Origin of the sequence: Novosphingobium bradum, assembly GCF_042646485.1 — a bacterium.
GTDB lineage: Bacteria > Pseudomonadota > Alphaproteobacteria > Sphingomonadales > Sphingomonadaceae > Novosphingobium > Novosphingobium bradum.
The window spans coordinates 131,567-147,481 of the sequence record NZ_JBHRTQ010000004.1 but is presented as its reverse complement, the minus strand read 5'-3'; the positions used below and the strand labels follow the sequence as shown (position 1 = coordinate 147,481).

Here is a 15,915-nt window from a genome sequence, read left to right as displayed (position 1 = left end):
CCTTCCCCGCGGCGTCGAGGTCAGAATTCCGACCAGTCGTCCATGGCGAGCGCGGCATTGCCCTGGGTCGGGGCCGGAACCGCCACGGGCGCGCGGCGGCCGGGCGCGGGCGCCGGGGCCGGGCGCGGGGTCCTGGAAGCCCGGGTGCCGGCCGCGGCATCGAGGGTAAACTCGCGCACGACCTGCGAGAGGCGCTCCGCTTCGCGGGCAAGCGATTGCGAGGCGGCGGTCGTTTCCTCGGCGAGGGCGGCGTTCTGCTGGGTGGTGCGATCGATCTCGCTGACTGCGCTGGCCGCCTGTTCGATGGCGCTGGCCTGTTCCTCGCTGGTGACCGCGATGCCCTCGATCATCGTGGCCAGATCGCCGGCGCGCGCGACGATCCGATCGAGCGAATCGCGGGTTCTCCCGACCACGCTGACCCCCTGTTCTACCTCGCGGCCGCTGTCCGCGATCAGTTCGGAAATTTCGCGGGCGGCCCCGGCGGCGCGTTCGGCAAGGCTGCGGACCTCGTTGGCAACCACGGCGAAGCCGCGCCCTGCCTCGCCCGCGCGGGCGGCCTCGACCCCGGCGTTGAGCGCCAGCAGGTTGGTCTGGAAGGAGATGCCGTCGATGATCTGGATGATCGAGCGCATCTTCTCGCTCGACTGGGCGATGCCTTCCATCGCATTGACCGCGTCCTGCATCAGCACGCCGCTGTCGATCGCTTCCTTGCGGGTTTCCTGGGCCGTTCCGGTAGCGGTGACCGTGGCACTGCGGGTGCCGGCGACCGAGGCCTTGAGCTGGTTGACCGTGGTGGCGGTCTCTTCCAGCGCGGCGGCCTGGCGTTCGGTGCGGCGGGCGAGGTCTTCCGAGGCGCTGGCGATCTGGACCGCGCCGGTGCCGACCGTGCCCGAGGCGCTGGCAACTTCGCCGACCTGGCTGGCCCGGGCGCCGATGGCCTCGTTGAAATCGGCGCGCAGGCCTTCGTATTCGGGCGGGAAGGGCTGGTTGACCCGATGGGTCAGATCGCCCGACTTGAGTGCGCCGAGCGCCTGGCCGAGCGCGCCGGTGACGGCCTTCTGTGCGGCCATGCCGGCCTCGGCCTCGCGGCGGGTGCGTTCGGTGATCGAGGTCTTGATCCCGGCGAGGGCGCGGGCGATCTCGCCCAGCTCGTCCTGACGGTCGATGCCGGGCACGGCGATGTCGATCTCGCCGGTGGCCATGCGGTCCATCGTGGCGCACAGGGTGGACAGCGGCAGGGTGAGGCGGCGGCGGAAGACCACGAACACGCCGCCGACCAGCACGGCCGCGACGAGGCCGAGGACCAGGGCGGTGCGTTCGAGCACGGCGAGGCTTTCGGCAGTATCGCGGTTGCGGTCGTGGGCGAGCTGCTCGTTGTAGTCGAGCGCCTTGGCCAGTTCGTCGTGCAGGACCTTGCCGGGCGCCTTGATCTGGTCGTTGAACAGGGTCATCGCCTCGGCGGCCGACCAGACCCGGTTCGAGGTGGTCAGCGGGACGATGACCGCGCGGATGCCCTCCCAGTTGGCCTTGATCTGCTGGAGCTGGGCACGTTCGCGATCATCCGAGATCAACTGGTCATAGTCGTGCAGGCGCTTGTCGACATCGGCGATGCCATCGGCAAGGTCGGTCCTGGCGACATCCATGTCGGCCAGATCCTGTTCGATCAGGCGCCGCGCGGTGCGGACCCGGGACTGTTCGATCGCCGCCGACATTTCGCCCAGGTGGCTGAGCGAGGGCACGCTGTTCTGGTCGACATAGTCGAACGAATCGGAGGCGCGCTTGAGGCCGAAGACCCCCAGGGCAAGCGCGAGGGCGACAAGGGCGCCGAGGGCGAAGACCCCCACGGCGACAATGGTGCGGATCCGCAAGGAGGCTGGCATGGGAACGACCTTTTGTTTTTGACGATAACAAAAGGTTGGTTAGCAGCGCCGCCTTGGGCTGGGCTTGCCGGGGTACCTGGGGTTTATCCCTAGAGGTGCCGGGGCCGGTGGAAAGGTCGTCGGCCGGTGGCAGCCCCCGCCCGCACCAGCCGGCCCGGACCGGCCGCTCAGAAGTTGTCCTTGGCCGCGCGCAGGGCCGCGAAGGTCGCCACCGGATCGCCGAGCCTCGCGCCGCGATCGGTCCAGAGCGCCTGGAGAGCCGGATCGTCGGCGCGCAGGAAGGGGTTGGCGGCCAGTTCGCGCGCGAGCGTGGTGGGCACGGTCGGCTGGCCCTGCTCGCGGCGCTGGAAGACCTCGGCGGCATAGGCGGCCAGCGCGGCGTTGTCGGGATCGGCGTGGAGCGCGAAACGGGCGTTGGAGGCGGTATATTCGTGCGCGCAGTAGATCAGGGTCTGCGGCGGGAGCGCCTTGAGCCGGGCAAGGCTGTGCCAGAACTGCGGGGGCGTGCCCTCGAACATCCGGCCGCAGCCGAGCGCGAACAGGGCATCGCCGACGAAGGCCACGCGGGCATCGGCGAGGTGATAGGCGATGTGGCCGTCGGTGTGGCCGCCGACCGCGATCACGTCGGCCTCGAAGGCGCCGAGGCACACCACGTCGCCATCGTGAACCAGCTTGTCCACCGCCTCGATCTTCGCGGCATCGCCGGCGGGGGCATGGATGGTGCAGCCCGTGGCGGCCTTGATCGCGGCATTGCCGCCGGCGTGATCGGGGTGCCAGTGGGTGTTCCAGATCTGGGTGATCTGCCAGCCCCTGTGCGAAGCCTCGCGCAGGTAGGCCTCGGCGTCCGGCGTGTCGATCGCGGCCGTTTCGCCGCTGGCGGGATCGTGGACGAGGAACCCGTAATTGTCGGACAGGCAGGGGAACTGGTGGACTTCGAGCATGGATGCAAACCTCCGGCGCTCGTGGTCTTAACGCGAGGCGCGGTGGATTGCTCCGGGAATTTTCTGGGCCGCCGCCCGACCGTCCTCGCTGCAGCCTTCCGCATCGTCCGCGCCCCTGCGCGAAGCGAGAACGGAAAAGCCCGCCCGGATCGCTCCGGACGGGCTTTTCATGAGCCGTTGGGCTGCGAAGGAGATCAGTCCTTCTTGGCCTTCAGCGCGGCGCCGAGGATGTCGCCCAGCGAAGCGCCGGCATCCGAGGAACCGTACTGCTCGACCGCTTCCTTCTCCTCGTGGAGCTGGCGGGCCTTGATCGAGAAGTTCGGCTTCTTCGAGCGATCGAAGCCGGTAACCATGGCGTCGATCTTCTGGCCGACCTGGAAGCGGTCCGGACGCTGCTCGTCGCGGTCGCGGCCGAGGTCCGAACGCTTGATGAAGCCGGTGGCACCATCTTCGCCGGCCTGGACTTCGAGGCCGCCATCGCGGACTTCGAGGACCGTGACGGTGACGACTTCGCCGCGACGCAGCGAGCCGGCCGAGGCGGCAGCGCCAGCAGCCGACGGCGCGCCCTTTTCGAGCTGCTTCATGCCGAGGCTGATGCGCTCCTTCTCGACATCGACGTCAAGCACGACGGCCGAGACCTGCTCACCCTTGCGGTGCAGCGCCAGCGCGTCCTCGCCCGAGATGCCCCAGGCGATGTCCGACATATGGACCATGCCGTCGACGTCGCCATCGAGGCCGATGAACAGGCCGAACTCGGTGGCGTTCTTGACTTCGCCCTCGACGGTGGAACCGACCGGGTGCTTCTCGGCGAAGGCTTCCCAGGGGTTCTGGATCGCCTGCTTGAGACCCAGGCTGATGCGGCGCTTGTCGGAATCGACCTCGAGCACCAGCACGTCGACTTCCTGCGAAGTGCTGACGATCTTGCCGGGGTGGACGTTCTTCTTGGTCCAGGACATTTCCGAAACGTGGACCAGGCCTTCGATGCCCGGCTCCAGTTCGACGAAGGCGCCGTATTCGGTGATGTTGGTGACGGTGCCCTTGAGCTTGGCGCCGACCGGGTACTTGGCGGCCACGCCATCCCACGGATCGCTTTCCAGCTGCTTCATGCCGAGGCTGATGCGCTGGGTATCCTGGTTGATGCGGACGATCTGCACCTTCACTTCGTCACCGATGTTGATGACTTCCGAGGGGTGGTTGACGCGCTTGTAGCTCATGTCGGTGACATGGAGCAGGCCATCGATGCCGCCCAGGTCCACGAAGGCGCCGTAGTCGGTGATGTTCTTGACCGTGCCGACAATGATCTGGCCTTCGGCGAGGTTCTGGATCAGGCCCGAACGCTGTTCGGCGCGGGTTTCTTCCAGCACGGCGCGGCGGCTGACGACGATGTTGCCGCGGCGGCGGTCCATCTTGAGGATCTGGAACGGCTGCGGAATGTCCATCAGCGGGGTGACGTCGCGCACGGGGCGGATGTCGACCTGGCTGCCGGGCAGGAAGGCCACGGCGCCGCTGAGATCGACCGTGAAGCCGCCCTTGACGCGGCCGAAGATCACGCCCTCGACGCGCTTGCCTTCGCCGAACTCGTTCTCGAGCTTGTCCCAGGCGGCTTCGCGGCGGGCGCGGTCGCGGCTGAGCATGGCTTCGCCGTCGGCGTTCTCGACGCGATCGACGTAGACTTCGACTTCATCGCCGACCGAAAGGCCGTGCGGCTGGCCGGGCATGGCGAATTCGCGCAGGGCAACGCGGCCCTCGCTCTTCAGGCCCACGTCGATGACGGCCTTGTCGTTCTCGATGGCGGTAACAGTGCCCTTGACCACGCGGCCTTCGAAGCCGCCGCTGGCGGCGCCGCCGAGCGTTTCGTCAAGGAGAGCCGCGAAATCGTCGCGGGTGGGGTTAGCCGTAGAGGCCATAGGTTGGAGTTCCTGGTCTATCGATGTTTCCGGCCAGGCGGTTTGTCCGCCGGTCTTTCTCCGCCGTGGCACCATTGCCGTGGCGGGCCAAAAGGGCCGAACCTGCCACGGGGGCCGAATGCCCGCGCGGCATCCCGCCGCCCGGAGTCGACCGGCAGGACCGGCGGCGCTTAGGCCCGCACCGGCGCAAAAGCAAGGGAAATGGGGCGAAGCGGGCGCCGCCCGCCCTGATCCCCGGCCCCCTTCGGCGGGTGGCCATCAGCGGGTCGGGCGATAGCCGGGTTTTCGCAGGGTGAGCATATAGGCGGACAGGTCGCGGATCGCGCCGTGCTGGACGGTGAAATCCATCGCCGCCGGGTAGTTGTGGGCATCGGCGAGGAAGGCAGCGAAGGTCCTGGCGGTGAGGCCTTCGCGGTTGGCCACGTCGTCCCACGGGGGCGCCTCGGGGTTGGGCGAGGTGCCGTTGGCGGTGATCGCGTGACATCCGGTGCAATGGGCCTGGGCAAAGGCGAGGCCGCGCGTGGCGGCGGCCGAGAGCTGGGCCGGGCGGGGCTTTGCCGCGAGCGGGGCGCCGCCGGTGCAGGCGAGGGCTGCGGCGGCGGCGATCAGGATGGCAGGGCGAACGGCGGAAAACTTGGGCATGGCTCGTCTGTTAGCGGGCCGGGGCGGGCTTGGCCATGTTGCTTCGCCGGGGGCTGGCGGCATGGTGCGGGCTATTCCAGGCCGGCCCAGTCCTTCACCGCCGGGTGGCTGCGGCCATAATCCACCAGGCAGCGCATGAAGCGGGGATGGAATTCGAGCGGGTGGTCGCGGGCCTGGTCGATCGCCTTCCATTCGGGGCAGGTCCGCTCCTCCGGTTCGGCCGGGGTGAGGCCGCTGCGGGCGCGGTGCTCGGCAAAGCCCTGGGGGCCGAGTTCCATCCGGGCGAAGCGCGGGGCATAGCCGTGCCCGGCGCCGACCGCGTTGGCCCACCACACCGAGGCGACATAGGACTGGTTGATCAGGACCGAGAGCGAGCGGAAGGCCAGGGCATCGAAGCGCCACTTGGTTTTGGCCGCGGCGCAAGGGGCAAGCAGGCACTGGGGCGCGACCTTGAGCGTGCCGTTGACGAGGAGGAACAGGTTGGCGGGCGATGGGTCTCGGGTGGCCTGGCGGGCCAGCGCCCGGTCGAGCGGGCCGAGGAAGACCCCGAAGCGCGCGCCGCCATCGATGAACGGCTTGCCGTCGATGAACACCGGCGCGGCGGCCATGGGCACCGAGGAGGAGGCGAGCAGGGCTTCGACGTAGCAGTTCTTCCAGGCGCGGGCGGTTTCGCCGTCGCCCTGCTCGGTCGCCGCGACCCAGTTCTGCGCTAGCTTGCCGAGGTTGAAGACCAGGAGATCGCCGCTGTCCATCTCGACCGCACCGACCAGCAGGAGCCGGCCCGGGCCATCGGGGGCGGGAACGCTTTCGGCGGCGATTGCGCGCAGGCGGGCGGGGGTGAGCAGGCCGTGCAGCTTTTCGCGCAGCGGCTGGAGCGTGGCGAGCGTGCCGCGCCGGGCCAGCGAGAGGGCGCCGCGCACCGGGTGTTCATCCAGTCCGCGCGAGACCAGCGGGTGGAGCAGGTCGGCTTCCTTGGCGATCTGGTAGGCATCGACGTTGACCTGCGGCTCGTCGATGAAGGCGAAGCTGGCCTGGAGACTGCCGGTGGAGATGCCGCTGACCACGCGGAAGCGCGGGAGGCTGCCGGACTTTCGCAGCGCGGCCCATTGCGAGAGGAAGCCGGCGCCGAACGCGCCATCCTCGCTGCCACCAGACAGCAGCAGCATCGAGCGGGAGACGGGCCTGTTGCGCGCGGTTTCGCCGGGGAGCGCCGCTGAGGCATAGGCGCGGTCCAGCTCGGCATCGAGGCCGGCGGCGAGGGATTCGGGAAGCGAGGCGCCCGGTTCGAGCGAGAGCCGCCAGGCCTGGGGCGCGGCGGTGCAGCGGATCGCGGGGGTGCCCGCCGTCTGCACCGGCGCAATCGCACAGGCGGCAAGCGCCCAGCACAACAGCAGCGGCAGGATGCGGTGCAGGATCATCGGCTTGCCCCCCCGGTGAGTGATTCCCCGAAGGGCGAGGCCTAGCGGGCGCGGCGCGCCTCGACCAGCGCGATCGCGGCGGCGATCGAGGCTTCGGCGCAGAGGTCGGAATTGTCGAGCACGGCGGCATCGGGCGCGGCGACCAGCGGGGCGGCGGCGCGGCTGCGATCGCGCTCGTCGCGCGCCGCGAGGTCGGCCTCGATCTCGTCGAGCGTGACCGGCGCCCCGCGCGCCTGCATTTCGAGGAAGCGGCGCTCGGCGCGGGCCTTGACGCTGGCGGTGACGAACAGCTTGGCCACAGCTTCCGGCGCGATCACCGTGCCGATGTCGCGCCCGTCGAGCACGGCGCCGCCGGCCTGGGTGGCGAAGGCGCGCTGGCGCTCGAACAGCGCCTGGCGCACCGCCGGGTGGACCGAGACCCGGCTGGCGAGGCCGCCGGTTTCTTCCGAGCGCAGGTCGGGGTTCTCCAGCAGGGCGTCGGCAAAGGTGGTGGCGGCCAGCGCATCGTCGGGATCGTCGGGATTGCCGCCGACCTTGGCGCACTGGTGGCCGACCGCGCGATAGAGCAGGCCGGTGTCGAGATGGGGCAGGCCATAGTGGCGGGCCAGCGCGCGGGCGATGGTGCCCTTGCCCGAGGCGGTCGGCCCATCGACAGCGATGACCAGGGGCGCGATGGTCATGCGCCGGCCCTTGCGCGCCACGCCTTGGCCAGCCCCCAGATGGCGATGGCCGCCCAGAAGAATTCCAGCACGAGGCTGGCCGGGTTGAGGTTCACCAGCAGCGACACGGTGAGCAGGCCCGCGCCGGCAAGGTTGACCCCGTGGAGGACGAAGGGATTGGCCGCCTTGGCATGGGTCGAATAGGCATAGGCAAAGATGATGCAGGCCATGCCGGCAAAGCCGCAGGCATTGGCCAGCGTTTCGTTCAGGTGCAGGATCATGCGCGCGCGGTCCCGCTCGCCAGCCCGTCGAGCAGGCTCTCGAACACCGGGAAGGAGGTGGCGATGGGGCGGGTATCGTCCACCTCCACGCCGCCCTTGCTGGCGAGGCCCGCGACGGCCAGCGACATGGCGATGCGGTGATCGAGGTGCGTGGCGATGGCGGCACCTTCGGGCGTGCCGGGCAGCGGTTCGCCGCCGGTGCCGTCGATCATCAGGCCGTCTTCGGTTTCGGTGACCCGGGCGCCCGCCAGTTCCAGCGCTGCGTGCATGACGGCCAGGCGGTCGGATTCCTTGACCCGCAGTTCCTCGAGGCCCGTGGTGACCGTGCGGCCCTTGGCGAGGGCGGCGGCGACGAACAGGATCGGGAACTCGTCGACCATGCTGGGGACCACGGCCGGATCGACCGCGATGCCGGTGAGCGCGGAATGGCGCACGTGGAGATCGGCAACCGGTTCGCCGCCCACTTCGCGCCGGTCCAGTTCCTCGATGTGGCCGCCCATGGCGCGCAGCACGTCGAACAGGGCGGCGCGGGTGGGGTTGAGGCCCACGTTCTCGATCACCAGGTCGGAGCCCGGCACGATCAGCGCGGCGACCACGAAGAAGGCGGCGGACGAGGGATCGCCGGGAACGGTGATCCGGCGGCCGGTCAGCTCGGCCTCGCCGTGGAGGCGGATGATTCGGGTGCCGTCGGCTTCGCGTTCGACTTCAAGCCTGGCCCCGAAGCCCTTGAGCATCCGTTCGGAATGATCGCGGGTGGGGATCGGCTCGATCACCGTGGTTATGCCCGGCGTGTTGAGCCCGGCAAGCAGGACCGCGCTCTTTACCTGGGCGCTGGCGACCGGCAGGCGGTAGGTGATCGGCACCGCGGGCGCCGCGCCGCGCATCATCAGCGGCAGGGTCTGGCTGCCATTGGCACCGGGCGACGGCGTGAATTCGGCGCCCATCAGCGAGAGCGGTTCGATCACCCGGCCCATCGGCCGCTTCGACAGGCTGGCATCGCCAACAAAGGTGGCGGTGATCGCGTGGCTGGCGACGAGGCCCATCAGGAGGCGGGTGGACGTGCCCGAATTGCCCATGTCGAGCGCGGCCTGCGGCTGGAGCAGGCCGCCCACGCCGACCCCGTGGATCACCCAGTCGCCATTGTCCTCGCGCACGACGCTGGCACCCATCGCCCGCATGGCGCCGGCGGTGGAGAGCACGTCCTCGCCCTCGAGCAGGCCGGACACGCGGGTTTCGCCCAGCGCCAGCGCGCCGAGCATGATCGAGCGGTGGCTGATCGACTTGTCGCCCGGAACGCGGATGCGGCCCGTGAGCGGCCCCATGGCGCGAAACCGGCGCGGGCGCATCTGGGCGGGGTCGGTGTGGCTCACGGCGGGGCTTTCAGTTGGGCAGGTGGGGCGGGCGTATAAAAGCGCGCGGCTTTTGACAGCGCCGGCCCGCTATGGCAAGGCGCGCGCCCGGTGGATGCCGTGGCGCTTGCAATTCGCGCCGCTCCTTCCCATCACGACAACGGTTTTTTGTGGTCTGCCCCTGTCGGGCGGGCCAAGACGAGGAATGACAATGGTCAAGCCTGAGTGGGGCGCCAAGCATGGTTGCCCGAAGTGCGGCACCCGTTTCTACGACCTGGGCAAGGATGACCCGGTCACCTGCATCGAATGCGGCTATGGCTGGCATCCCGAGCCGGTGCTCAAGTCGAAGCAGCCGATGCCCTATGAAGAAGTCCAGAAGAAGCCCGAGGTGGCCGACGTCGACCTGGCCGACGAGGATCTCGACATCGACGAGGACGGCGACAGCCCGGACAACGACGTTGACCTTGGTGGCGACGACGATCTCGGCGTGGGCGTCGACAGCGATGGCGAGCCGGACGAGGTCTGAGCAAATTTTTGCGAAATTACCCGTTGCCAAGTCGGCCAAGCGCTTCTAGAGGAGCGCTCCCGGCGGCAAGCCGGGGCCGGAAAGTCCTCCCAGGGCTGGACGGCAGATGAATGGCAAGGGGCCTTAGCTCAGCTGGGAGAGCGCCTGCATGGCATGCAGGAGGTCAGCGGTTCGATCCCGCTAGGCTCCACCATTCCTTTGGATTTCGCCCAAGAGCGATACGCTGGCTGACGAGGTTTCGTCCGCCGGCGTTTTTCGCTTGAAGGTTCTGGCAGCTCGCTGGCCGTCGAGGTTTCGACCGCCGGCGGTTTTGGCGTTTTTTCGGCTTCGCGGCCGGATAGGAGCAGGCGACTGATGTTCGACACCTTGTCCGACCGTCTCGGCACAGTGTTCGACAAGCTGCGTGGGCGCGGTGCGCTCAAGGAGCAGGATGTCCGCGATGCCATGCGCGAGGTGCGGATCGCCCTGCTCGAGGCCGACGTGGCCCTGCCGGTGGTTCGCCGCTTCATCGACGATGTGACCGAAAAGGCGGTTGGCCAGTCGGTCCTGAAGTCGGTCACGCCCGGCCAGCAGGTCGTCAAGATCGTCAACGACGCGCTGGTCGAGATGCTCGGCGGTGACGAGACCATGGGTCTCGATCTCCAGGCCGCGCCGCCGGTGGTGATCATGATGGTCGGCCTCCAGGGCTCGGGCAAGACCACGACCACGGCCAAGTTGGCCAAGCTGCTCAAGGAAAAGAACGGCAAGAAGCCGATGATGGCGTCGCTCGACGTCAACCGGCCGGCCGCGCAGGAGCAGCTCAGGGTGCTGGGCGAGCAGGTTGGCGTGGCGACCCTGCCGATCATCGCCGGGCAGGCTCCGGCCGATATCGCCACCCGCGCGCTCAATGCCGCGAAGCTCCAGGCGGTCGACGTCCTGCTGCTCGATACCGCCGGCCGGCTCCACGTCGACCAGCAGCTGATGGACGAGATGAAGGCGGTTGCCGCCATTTCCTCGCCCAAGGAAGTCTTGCTGGTCGTTGATTCGCTGACCGGCCAGGATGCGGTCAACGTCGCCCAGTCCTTCGGCGGGCAGATCGACCTTACCGGCGTGGTGCTGACCCGGATGGATGGCGATGCGCGCGGCGGCGCGGCGCTGTCGATGCGCGCGGTCACCGGCAAGCCGATCAAGTTCGCCGGCACCGGCGAGAAGATGGACGCGATCGAGCCGTTCCATCCCGGCCGCGTAGCCAGCCGCATCCTCGGCATGGGCGATATCGTCTCGATCGTCGAGAAGGCCGCCGCGACGATCCAGGCGGAAGACGCCGAGCGCATGGCCCAGCGCATGGCCAAGGGTCAGTTCGACATGAACGACCTCAGGATGCAGCTCAAGCAGATGCAGAACATGGGCGGCCTCGGCGCGCTCGCCGGCATGATGCCGGGCATGAAGAAGGCCAAGGCGGCGATGGCGGCCTCGGGCATGAACGACAAGACCCTGCTCCACATGGACGCGATCATCGGTTCGATGACCCCCAAGGAGCGCGCCCGCCCTGATCTCCTCAACGCCAAGCGCAAGATCCGCGTCGCCAAGGGCTCCGGCACCCAGGTGCAGGACGTCAACAAGATCCTGAAGATGCATCAGGAGATGGAACGGGCGATGAAGCAGATCAGGAAGATGGGCGGGCTCAAGGGGCTGGCCGCGATGTTCGGCAAGGGTGGCATGGATGCCGCCATGCCGGGCCTTGGGGCACAAGGGCTGGGTGGCGGCGCCGGCGGGGCGGGTCTGCCGGGCCTGCCGGGCATGGGCAATATGCCGGCCAACCTGGGCGACCTGCTCAAGCGCAAGTGATTTTACGGTTTTTGTTTTGATTTCAGTACTTCAGGAAAGGTATTTCATATGTCGGTTTCCCTGCGTCTGTCGCGTGGCGGTTCGAAGAAGCGCCCCTATTACAAGATCGTCGTCGCCAACAGCCGCGCCCCGCGCGACGGCAAGTACCTGGAGCAGGTCGGCACCTACAACCCGCTGCTCGCCAAGGACGATGCGGGCCGCGTGCGCCTGGTCGAAGATCGCGTGAACTACTGGCTCGGCGTCGGCGCCCAGCCGACCGACCGTGTTGCCCGGATGCTCGACAAGGCCGGGATCAAGGAACGCGCCGCCACCAACAACCCCAACAAGGCCGAGCCGGGCAAGAAGGCCAAGGAACGCGCCGAGGAAAAGGCCACCAAGGCTGCCGAGGCTGCTGAGGCCGCCGCTGCCGCCGCCGCCGCTCCGGCCGTGGAAGAAGCCCCGGCCGCCGAGGAAGCCACTGCCGAGGCTCCCGCCGAAGTGGCTGCCGACGAGCAGGCCGAGGGCTGATTTCCCATGGCTGACAAACCCGTCACCCTCGCCGTCGTTGCCGGCGCGCACGGGGTGACGGGCGAGGTTCGCCTGAAACTGTTCGGGGAAGGCGTGGCGTCGCTGAAGCGATACCGCGCCTTCAACGATTCTGCCCTTACGGTGCAGAAGCTCAAGGACGACGGCAAGGGCGGCGCTGTCGCCCGCTTCGCCGAGGTGACCGACCGCAACGGGGCCGAAGCCTTGCGCGGCACCTTGCTGACCGTGAAGCGCTCGGAAATGCCGCCGCTTGAACCGGGCGAATATTACCACGCCGACCTGATCGGGCTGGACTGCGTGAGTACCACCGGCGAATCGCTCGGCACCTGCGTGGCGGTGGAGAACTACGGAGCGGGCGACGTGCTGGAGATCAGGCGTGATACAGGCAAGACCTTCATGGTCCCGATGCGGCCCGAGGTCGTGCCCAAGTGGAGCGAGCAGATCGTCATTGAAGCGGCCTGGGCGGAGTAGTATATACGTTGCGTATATACGGAGGCCGGCATGGGTCAGGAATACACCGCCAAGAGCTTCAAGTCGGGCAACTCGGTCGCGATCAGAGTTCCCGCCGGACTTGGCGTCGAGCCTGACCGGGAATGGCTGGCCGAGTGGGTGAACGGCGAATTGCATCTTAAGGCAAAGCCACCGGCGAAGCGCAAGATCGACATCAGCGGGTTTGCCGGGAAGGCTCCGGGAATCAAGCTCGCTCCGCGCGAAGATTTCGAGGAGCGGCCGAGTACGATTGCGGCGCGCAAGGCTGAAGGTCTTTCGTGATCCGCTATCTTATCGATGCCAATTCGGCGGTCTACGCGATGGACCTCGGCTACGATGTACTCAAGGCGCGGATCGCTGATTGTGACGCGGGCGCGCTGGCAATATCGGTAATCAGCTACGCCGAGGTTGCCTATGGCACCTACGTCGGCAAGCCGCCGGAGCCGGAAGTACTGGAAGCCTTTATCGCGGAGATCCCGCTGGTTCCCTTCGACGAAGCCGCCGCGCGGGAATATGCCAGGCTGTCGTTCAAGCGGGCGCGGTTTGACCGGCTGCTGGCCGCCCATGCGCTGAGCATCGGGGCGACGGTGGTGACGAACAACGAGGGTGATTTTGCCGATGTGCCGGGTTTGATGATTGAGAACTGGACGGTTTGATGGAGGGCGATTTGCCTTCTCAGTTTGTCTCAGCGGTGGAACCTTGGCTGGACGCACTGGTGGCTATGATCTTGATTGTCCCTGCGGTTGCGATGTTCACGCTCACCTACACGAAAGCAATTGAAGCACCGGCTAGGCGAGTTGCGATACTTGCAGCCCTACCTTCCTCAGTTTTCGGGGGCGTAGTGGGCGCATGGGTCTTGTCCGTTGCGTTCCTCGGATACGGCGCATTGTTCTGTGGGAACGACTGCGCTTGGCAGCAGGGGCCTGCATTCTCGCGCGGGTTGGTTATTGGAACCGCGTTCGGGGCGGGGGCTGGTGCCATCCTTGGATTGATCGTGGGAGTTCTTGCTGGGAACATCGGGTCGCACGTCGCGCACAAGATCGCTGTAATGATTGATACAGACGGGTACAAATGACCTTCCACGCCACAGTTCTCACCCTCTACCCCGAGATGTTTCCCGGGCCGCTCGGCGTCAGCCTTGCCGGCCGTGCGCGGGAGGCGGGGGCTTGGGATCTGGAGGCGGTGCAGATCCGCGATTTCGCGGCGGACAAGCATCGGACGGTGGACGATACGCCGGCTGGCGGCGGGGCCGGGATGGTGCTGCGGGCCGATGTGCTCGCCAGGGCGATTGATTTTGCGCGCGCGGCCACCGAAACCCGCATCCGTTCGTCTCGAGCGCAGTCGAGAGTCGGTGAGCCGGGTGTCTCGACTGCGCTCGACACGAACGGGGAAGGGATGGCTTCGTCGATCCCTGTCATTGCCATGACGCCGCGCGGCAAGCCGCTGACCCAGGCGCGGGTGCGGGAGCTGGCTTCAGGCCCCGGCGTGATCGTCCTGTGCGGGCGGTTCGAGGGGTTTGACGAGCGGATTTTTGCGGGGCGGGGCGTGGAAGAGGTGTCGGTGGGGGACATTGTCCTCTCCGGCGGGGAGCCGGCGGCCTTGATGTTGCTCGATGCTTGCATTCGGCTGCTTCCCGGCGTAATGGGCGCCCCTTCCAGCGGGACCGAAGAGTCGTTCGAGAACGGCCTTTTGGAATATCCGCATTTCACCCGGCCTGCCGAGTGGGAAGGGCGCACGATCCCCGAAGTGCTGCGATCGGGGGATCATGCGAAGATCGCGGCCTGGCGCAAAAGCCAGTCCGAGATCGATACACGGTTACGCAGGCCGGATCTTTGGGAGCGCCATGAGGGCGCTCGGGTCCAGTCTGCCTCTGGCGCGCGGCGAAAAATGAAGGACTTGGACCAGTGAACCTGATCCAGCAGATCGAGGCCGAGGAAATTGCCAAGGCCGGCAAGGATATCCCGACGTTCCGCCCGGGCGACACCGTTCGCGTCGGCGTGAAGGTCATCGAAGGCGATCGCACCCGCGTTCAGGCCTACGAAGGCGTGTGCATCGCGCGTTCGAACCGCGGCTTCAACTCCAACTTCACCGTTCGCAAGATGTCGTTCGGCGAGGGCGTTGAGCGCGTGTTCCCGCTGTATTCGCCCAACATCGATTCGATTACCGTGGTTCGCCGCGGCGTCGTGCGTCGCGCCAAGCTCTACTACCTGCGCGGCCGCACCGGCAAACGCGCGCGTATTGCGGAACGCCGCGACACTCGGTCGGAAGGCTGAGGCGCCAGGAGGGCAAAGCCCCCCGCCGGTTACGGAACCAAACACCGTAAAGGGCGCCCTGGCACCGGCCGGGGCGCCCTTTTGCTTATTTCTCGATCATTTTGCGCCGGAAAGGCCCGGCGCGCAGGAGTGAAACCATGGGTTACCGCGTAGTTGTCGTGGGTGCGACGGGGAACGTCGGCCGCGAGATGCTCAACATCCTGGCCGAGCGCGCCTTCCCGATCGACGAGATCGCCGCCGTTGCCTCGCCGCGTTCGACCGGCACCGAGATCGAGTTCGGCGAGACCGGGCAGATGCTCAAGGTGAAGAACATCGAGCACTTCGATTTCACCGGCTGGGACATCGCCCTGTTCGCCGCCGGCTCCGGTCCGACCAAGATCTATGCCCCCAAGGCCGCCTCGCAGGGCTGCGTGGTGATCGACAATTCGTCGCTCTACCGCATGGACCCGGACGTGCCGCTGGTGGTGCCCGAGGTGAACCCCGAGGCGATCGACGGCTACACCGCGCGAAACATCATCGCCAATCCCAACTGCTCGACCGCGCAGATGGTGGTGGCGCTCAAGCCCCTCCACGACAAGGCGACGATCCGCCGCGTGGTCGTTTCGACCTACCAGTCGGTCTCGGGCGCCGGCAAGGACGGCATGGACGAGCTGTTCGAGCAGAGCCGCGCCATCTTCGTGGGTGACCAGGTGGAGCCGAAGAAGTTCACCAAGCAGATCGCCTTCAACGTGATCCCCCACATCGATGTCTTCCTTGATGACGGCTACACCAAGGAAGAGTGGAAGATGGTCGCCGAGACCAAGAAAATCCTTGATCCCAAGATCAAGCTGACCGCGACCTGCGTGCGCGTGCCGGTGTTCATCGGCCACTCCGAGGCGATCAACATCGAGTTCGAGAACGAGATCACCGCCGCCGAGGCCCAGGACGTGCTGCGCGAGGCGCCGGGCATCATGCTCGTCGACAAGCGCGAGGACGGCGGATACGTGACCCCGGTGGAATGCGTGGGCGACTTTGCCACCTACGTCTCGCGCGTGCGCGAGGACATCACCGTGGAGAACGGCCTGGCGCTGTGGTGCGTTTCGGACAACCTCCGGAAGGGCGCGGCGCTCAATGCGGTGCAGATCGCCGAACTGCTGGGCCGGCGCCACCTCAAGAAGGGCTGAGGTCGCTCGCCTGAGCCTCGCTATGACGACGAAAA

17 protein-coding genes and 1 tRNA gene are annotated in these 15,915 nt (G+C 67.5%); 10 read left to right on the top strand and 8 right to left on the bottom strand.

Features of this window, described 5'->3' with window-relative positions:
• Positions 1-20: 20 nt before the first annotated feature.
• The 8 genes from ACFOD9_RS04165 to aroA all read right to left on the bottom strand — a co-directional run bounded on the left by ACFOD9_RS04165 (position 21) and on the right by aroA (position 9,074).
• Positions 21-1,880 carry a methyl-accepting chemotaxis protein gene (locus tag ACFOD9_RS04165; protein ID WP_379508826.1) on the bottom strand — a complete coding sequence of 620 codons (1,860 nt, stop codon included), beginning with the start codon at positions 1,878-1,880 and terminating at the stop codon, positions 21-23.
• Between the two features lie 167 nt (positions 1,881-2,047).
• A complete protein-coding gene (gene gloB, locus ACFOD9_RS04160) occupies positions 2,048-2,821 on the bottom strand; it encodes a hydroxyacylglutathione hydrolase (RefSeq protein ID WP_379508825.1) in 774 nt (257 codons plus the stop codon).
• 194 nt (positions 2,822-3,015) lie between these two features.
• Positions 3,016-4,728: a 30S ribosomal protein S1 gene (gene rpsA, locus ACFOD9_RS04155; RefSeq protein WP_379508824.1), complete on the bottom strand. Its 1,713-nt coding sequence runs from the start codon at positions 4,726-4,728 to the stop codon at positions 3,016-3,018.
• A gap of 258 nt (positions 4,729-4,986) precedes the next feature.
• Positions 4,987-5,370, bottom strand: a complete 384-nt coding sequence (locus tag ACFOD9_RS04150; protein ID WP_379508823.1) for a c-type cytochrome — start codon at positions 5,368-5,370, stop codon at positions 4,987-4,989.
• Between the two features lie 71 nt (positions 5,371-5,441).
• Positions 5,442-6,788 (bottom strand): patatin-like phospholipase family protein, encoded by a 1,347-nt coding sequence (locus ACFOD9_RS04145; RefSeq protein WP_379508822.1) that lies wholly within the window; start codon positions 6,786-6,788, stop codon positions 5,442-5,444.
• Between the two features lie 41 nt (positions 6,789-6,829).
• Positions 6,830-7,453, bottom strand: a complete 624-nt coding sequence (gene cmk, locus ACFOD9_RS04140) for a (d)CMP kinase (protein ID WP_379509007.1) — start codon at positions 7,451-7,453, stop codon at positions 6,830-6,832.
• A gap of 11 nt (positions 7,454-7,464) precedes the next feature.
• Positions 7,465-7,728: a CBU_0592 family membrane protein gene (locus ACFOD9_RS04135; RefSeq protein WP_379508821.1), complete on the bottom strand. Its 264-nt coding sequence runs from the start codon at positions 7,726-7,728 to the stop codon at positions 7,465-7,467.
• Complete coding sequence (gene aroA, locus ACFOD9_RS04130; protein WP_379509006.1) at positions 7,725-9,074, bottom strand: 3-phosphoshikimate 1-carboxyvinyltransferase; 1,350 nt, start codon at positions 9,072-9,074, stop codon at positions 7,725-7,727. Before aroA ends, ACFOD9_RS04135 begins: the two co-directional genes overlap by 4 nt.
• Before the next feature lie 214 nt (positions 9,075-9,288).
• Between aroA and ACFOD9_RS04125 the strand changes: the two genes are divergently transcribed.
• The 10 genes from ACFOD9_RS04125 to ACFOD9_RS04080 all read left to right on the top strand — a co-directional run bounded on the left by ACFOD9_RS04125 (position 9,289) and on the right by ACFOD9_RS04080 (position 15,880).
• The gene (locus ACFOD9_RS04125; RefSeq protein ID WP_379508820.1) at positions 9,289-9,603 is read left to right on the top strand and encodes an FYDLN acid domain-containing protein; all 315 of its coding nucleotides are present in this window, start codon (positions 9,289-9,291) and stop codon (positions 9,601-9,603) included.
• Between the two features lie 117 nt (positions 9,604-9,720).
• Positions 9,721-9,796: transfer RNA gene (locus ACFOD9_RS04120), tRNA-Ala, on the top strand.
• 161 nt (positions 9,797-9,957) lie between these two features.
• The gene (gene ffh, locus ACFOD9_RS04115) at positions 9,958-11,430 is read left to right on the top strand and encodes a signal recognition particle protein (RefSeq protein ID WP_379508819.1); all 1,473 of its coding nucleotides are present in this window, start codon (positions 9,958-9,960) and stop codon (positions 11,428-11,430) included.
• A 48-nt stretch (positions 11,431-11,478) separates the two neighbouring features.
• A complete protein-coding gene (rpsP, locus tag ACFOD9_RS04110; protein ID WP_379508818.1) occupies positions 11,479-11,937 on the top strand; it encodes a 30S ribosomal protein S16 in 459 nt (152 codons plus the stop codon).
• A 6-nt stretch (positions 11,938-11,943) separates the two neighbouring features.
• Positions 11,944-12,426: a ribosome maturation factor RimM gene (gene rimM / locus ACFOD9_RS04105; RefSeq protein WP_379508817.1), complete on the top strand. Its 483-nt coding sequence runs from the start codon at positions 11,944-11,946 to the stop codon at positions 12,424-12,426.
• A 30-nt stretch (positions 12,427-12,456) separates the two neighbouring features.
• Positions 12,457-12,726, top strand: coding sequence for a hypothetical protein (locus tag ACFOD9_RS04100; RefSeq protein ID WP_379508816.1), 270 nt, complete (start codon positions 12,457-12,459; stop codon positions 12,724-12,726).
• The gene (locus tag ACFOD9_RS04095) at positions 12,723-13,100 is read left to right on the top strand and encodes a type II toxin-antitoxin system VapC family toxin (RefSeq protein ID WP_379508815.1); all 378 of its coding nucleotides are present in this window, start codon (positions 12,723-12,725) and stop codon (positions 13,098-13,100) included. The genes ACFOD9_RS04100 and ACFOD9_RS04095 overlap by 4 nt, the downstream gene beginning before the upstream one ends.
• 415 nt (positions 13,101-13,515) lie before the next feature.
• The gene (trmD, locus tag ACFOD9_RS04090; protein WP_379508814.1) at positions 13,516-14,352 is read left to right on the top strand and encodes a tRNA (guanosine(37)-N1)-methyltransferase TrmD; all 837 of its coding nucleotides are present in this window, start codon (positions 13,516-13,518) and stop codon (positions 14,350-14,352) included.
• A complete protein-coding gene (gene rplS, locus ACFOD9_RS04085) occupies positions 14,349-14,717 on the top strand; it encodes a 50S ribosomal protein L19 (RefSeq protein WP_379508813.1) in 369 nt (122 codons plus the stop codon). The genes trmD and rplS overlap by 4 nt, the downstream gene beginning before the upstream one ends.
• Before the next feature lie 137 nt (positions 14,718-14,854).
• Entirely contained in the window at positions 14,855-15,880 is a 1,026-nt protein-coding gene (locus tag ACFOD9_RS04080) for an aspartate-semialdehyde dehydrogenase (RefSeq protein ID WP_379508812.1), read from the top strand.
• Positions 15,881-15,915: the final 35 nt, after the last annotated feature.

Bases quoted from the DNA above. Each gene is read 5' to 3' on its own strand.
- gloB (WP_379508825.1), bottom strand. From the start codon at position 2,821: ATGCTCGAAGTCCACCAGTTCCCCTGCCTGTCCGACAATTACGGGTTC.
- ACFOD9_RS04135 (WP_379508821.1), bottom strand. From the start codon at position 7,728: ATGATCCTGCACCTGAACGAAACGCTGGCCAATGCCTGCGGCTTTGCC.
- rpsP (WP_379508818.1), top strand. From the start codon at position 11,479: ATGTCGGTTTCCCTGCGTCTGTCGCGTGGCGGTTCGAAGAAGCGCCCC.
- ACFOD9_RS04100 (WP_379508816.1), top strand. From the start codon at position 12,457: ATGGGTCAGGAATACACCGCCAAGAGCTTCAAGTCGGGCAACTCGGTC.
- aroA (WP_379509006.1), bottom strand. From the start codon at position 9,074: ATGCGCCCGCGCCGGTTTCGCGCCATGGGGCCGCTCACGGGCCGCATC.
- ACFOD9_RS04165 (WP_379508826.1), bottom strand. From the start codon at position 1,880: ATGCCAGCCTCCTTGCGGATCCGCACCATTGTCGCCGTGGGGGTCTTC.
- ACFOD9_RS04145 (WP_379508822.1), bottom strand. From the start codon at position 6,788: ATGATCCTGCACCGCATCCTGCCGCTGCTGTTGTGCTGGGCGCTTGCC.
- ACFOD9_RS04150 (WP_379508823.1), bottom strand. From the start codon at position 5,370: ATGCCCAAGTTTTCCGCCGTTCGCCCTGCCATCCTGATCGCCGCCGCC.
- rimM (WP_379508817.1), top strand. From the start codon at position 11,944: ATGGCTGACAAACCCGTCACCCTCGCCGTCGTTGCCGGCGCGCACGGG.
- ACFOD9_RS04080 (WP_379508812.1), top strand. From the start codon at position 14,855: ATGGGTTACCGCGTAGTTGTCGTGGGTGCGACGGGGAACGTCGGCCGC.
- ffh (WP_379508819.1), top strand. From the start codon at position 9,958: ATGTTCGACACCTTGTCCGACCGTCTCGGCACAGTGTTCGACAAGCTG.
- trmD (WP_379508814.1), top strand. From the start codon at position 13,516: ATGACCTTCCACGCCACAGTTCTCACCCTCTACCCCGAGATGTTTCCC.
- rpsA (WP_379508824.1), bottom strand. From the start codon at position 4,728: ATGGCCTCTACGGCTAACCCCACCCGCGACGATTTCGCGGCTCTCCTT.
- ACFOD9_RS04125 (WP_379508820.1), top strand. From the start codon at position 9,289: ATGGTCAAGCCTGAGTGGGGCGCCAAGCATGGTTGCCCGAAGTGCGGC.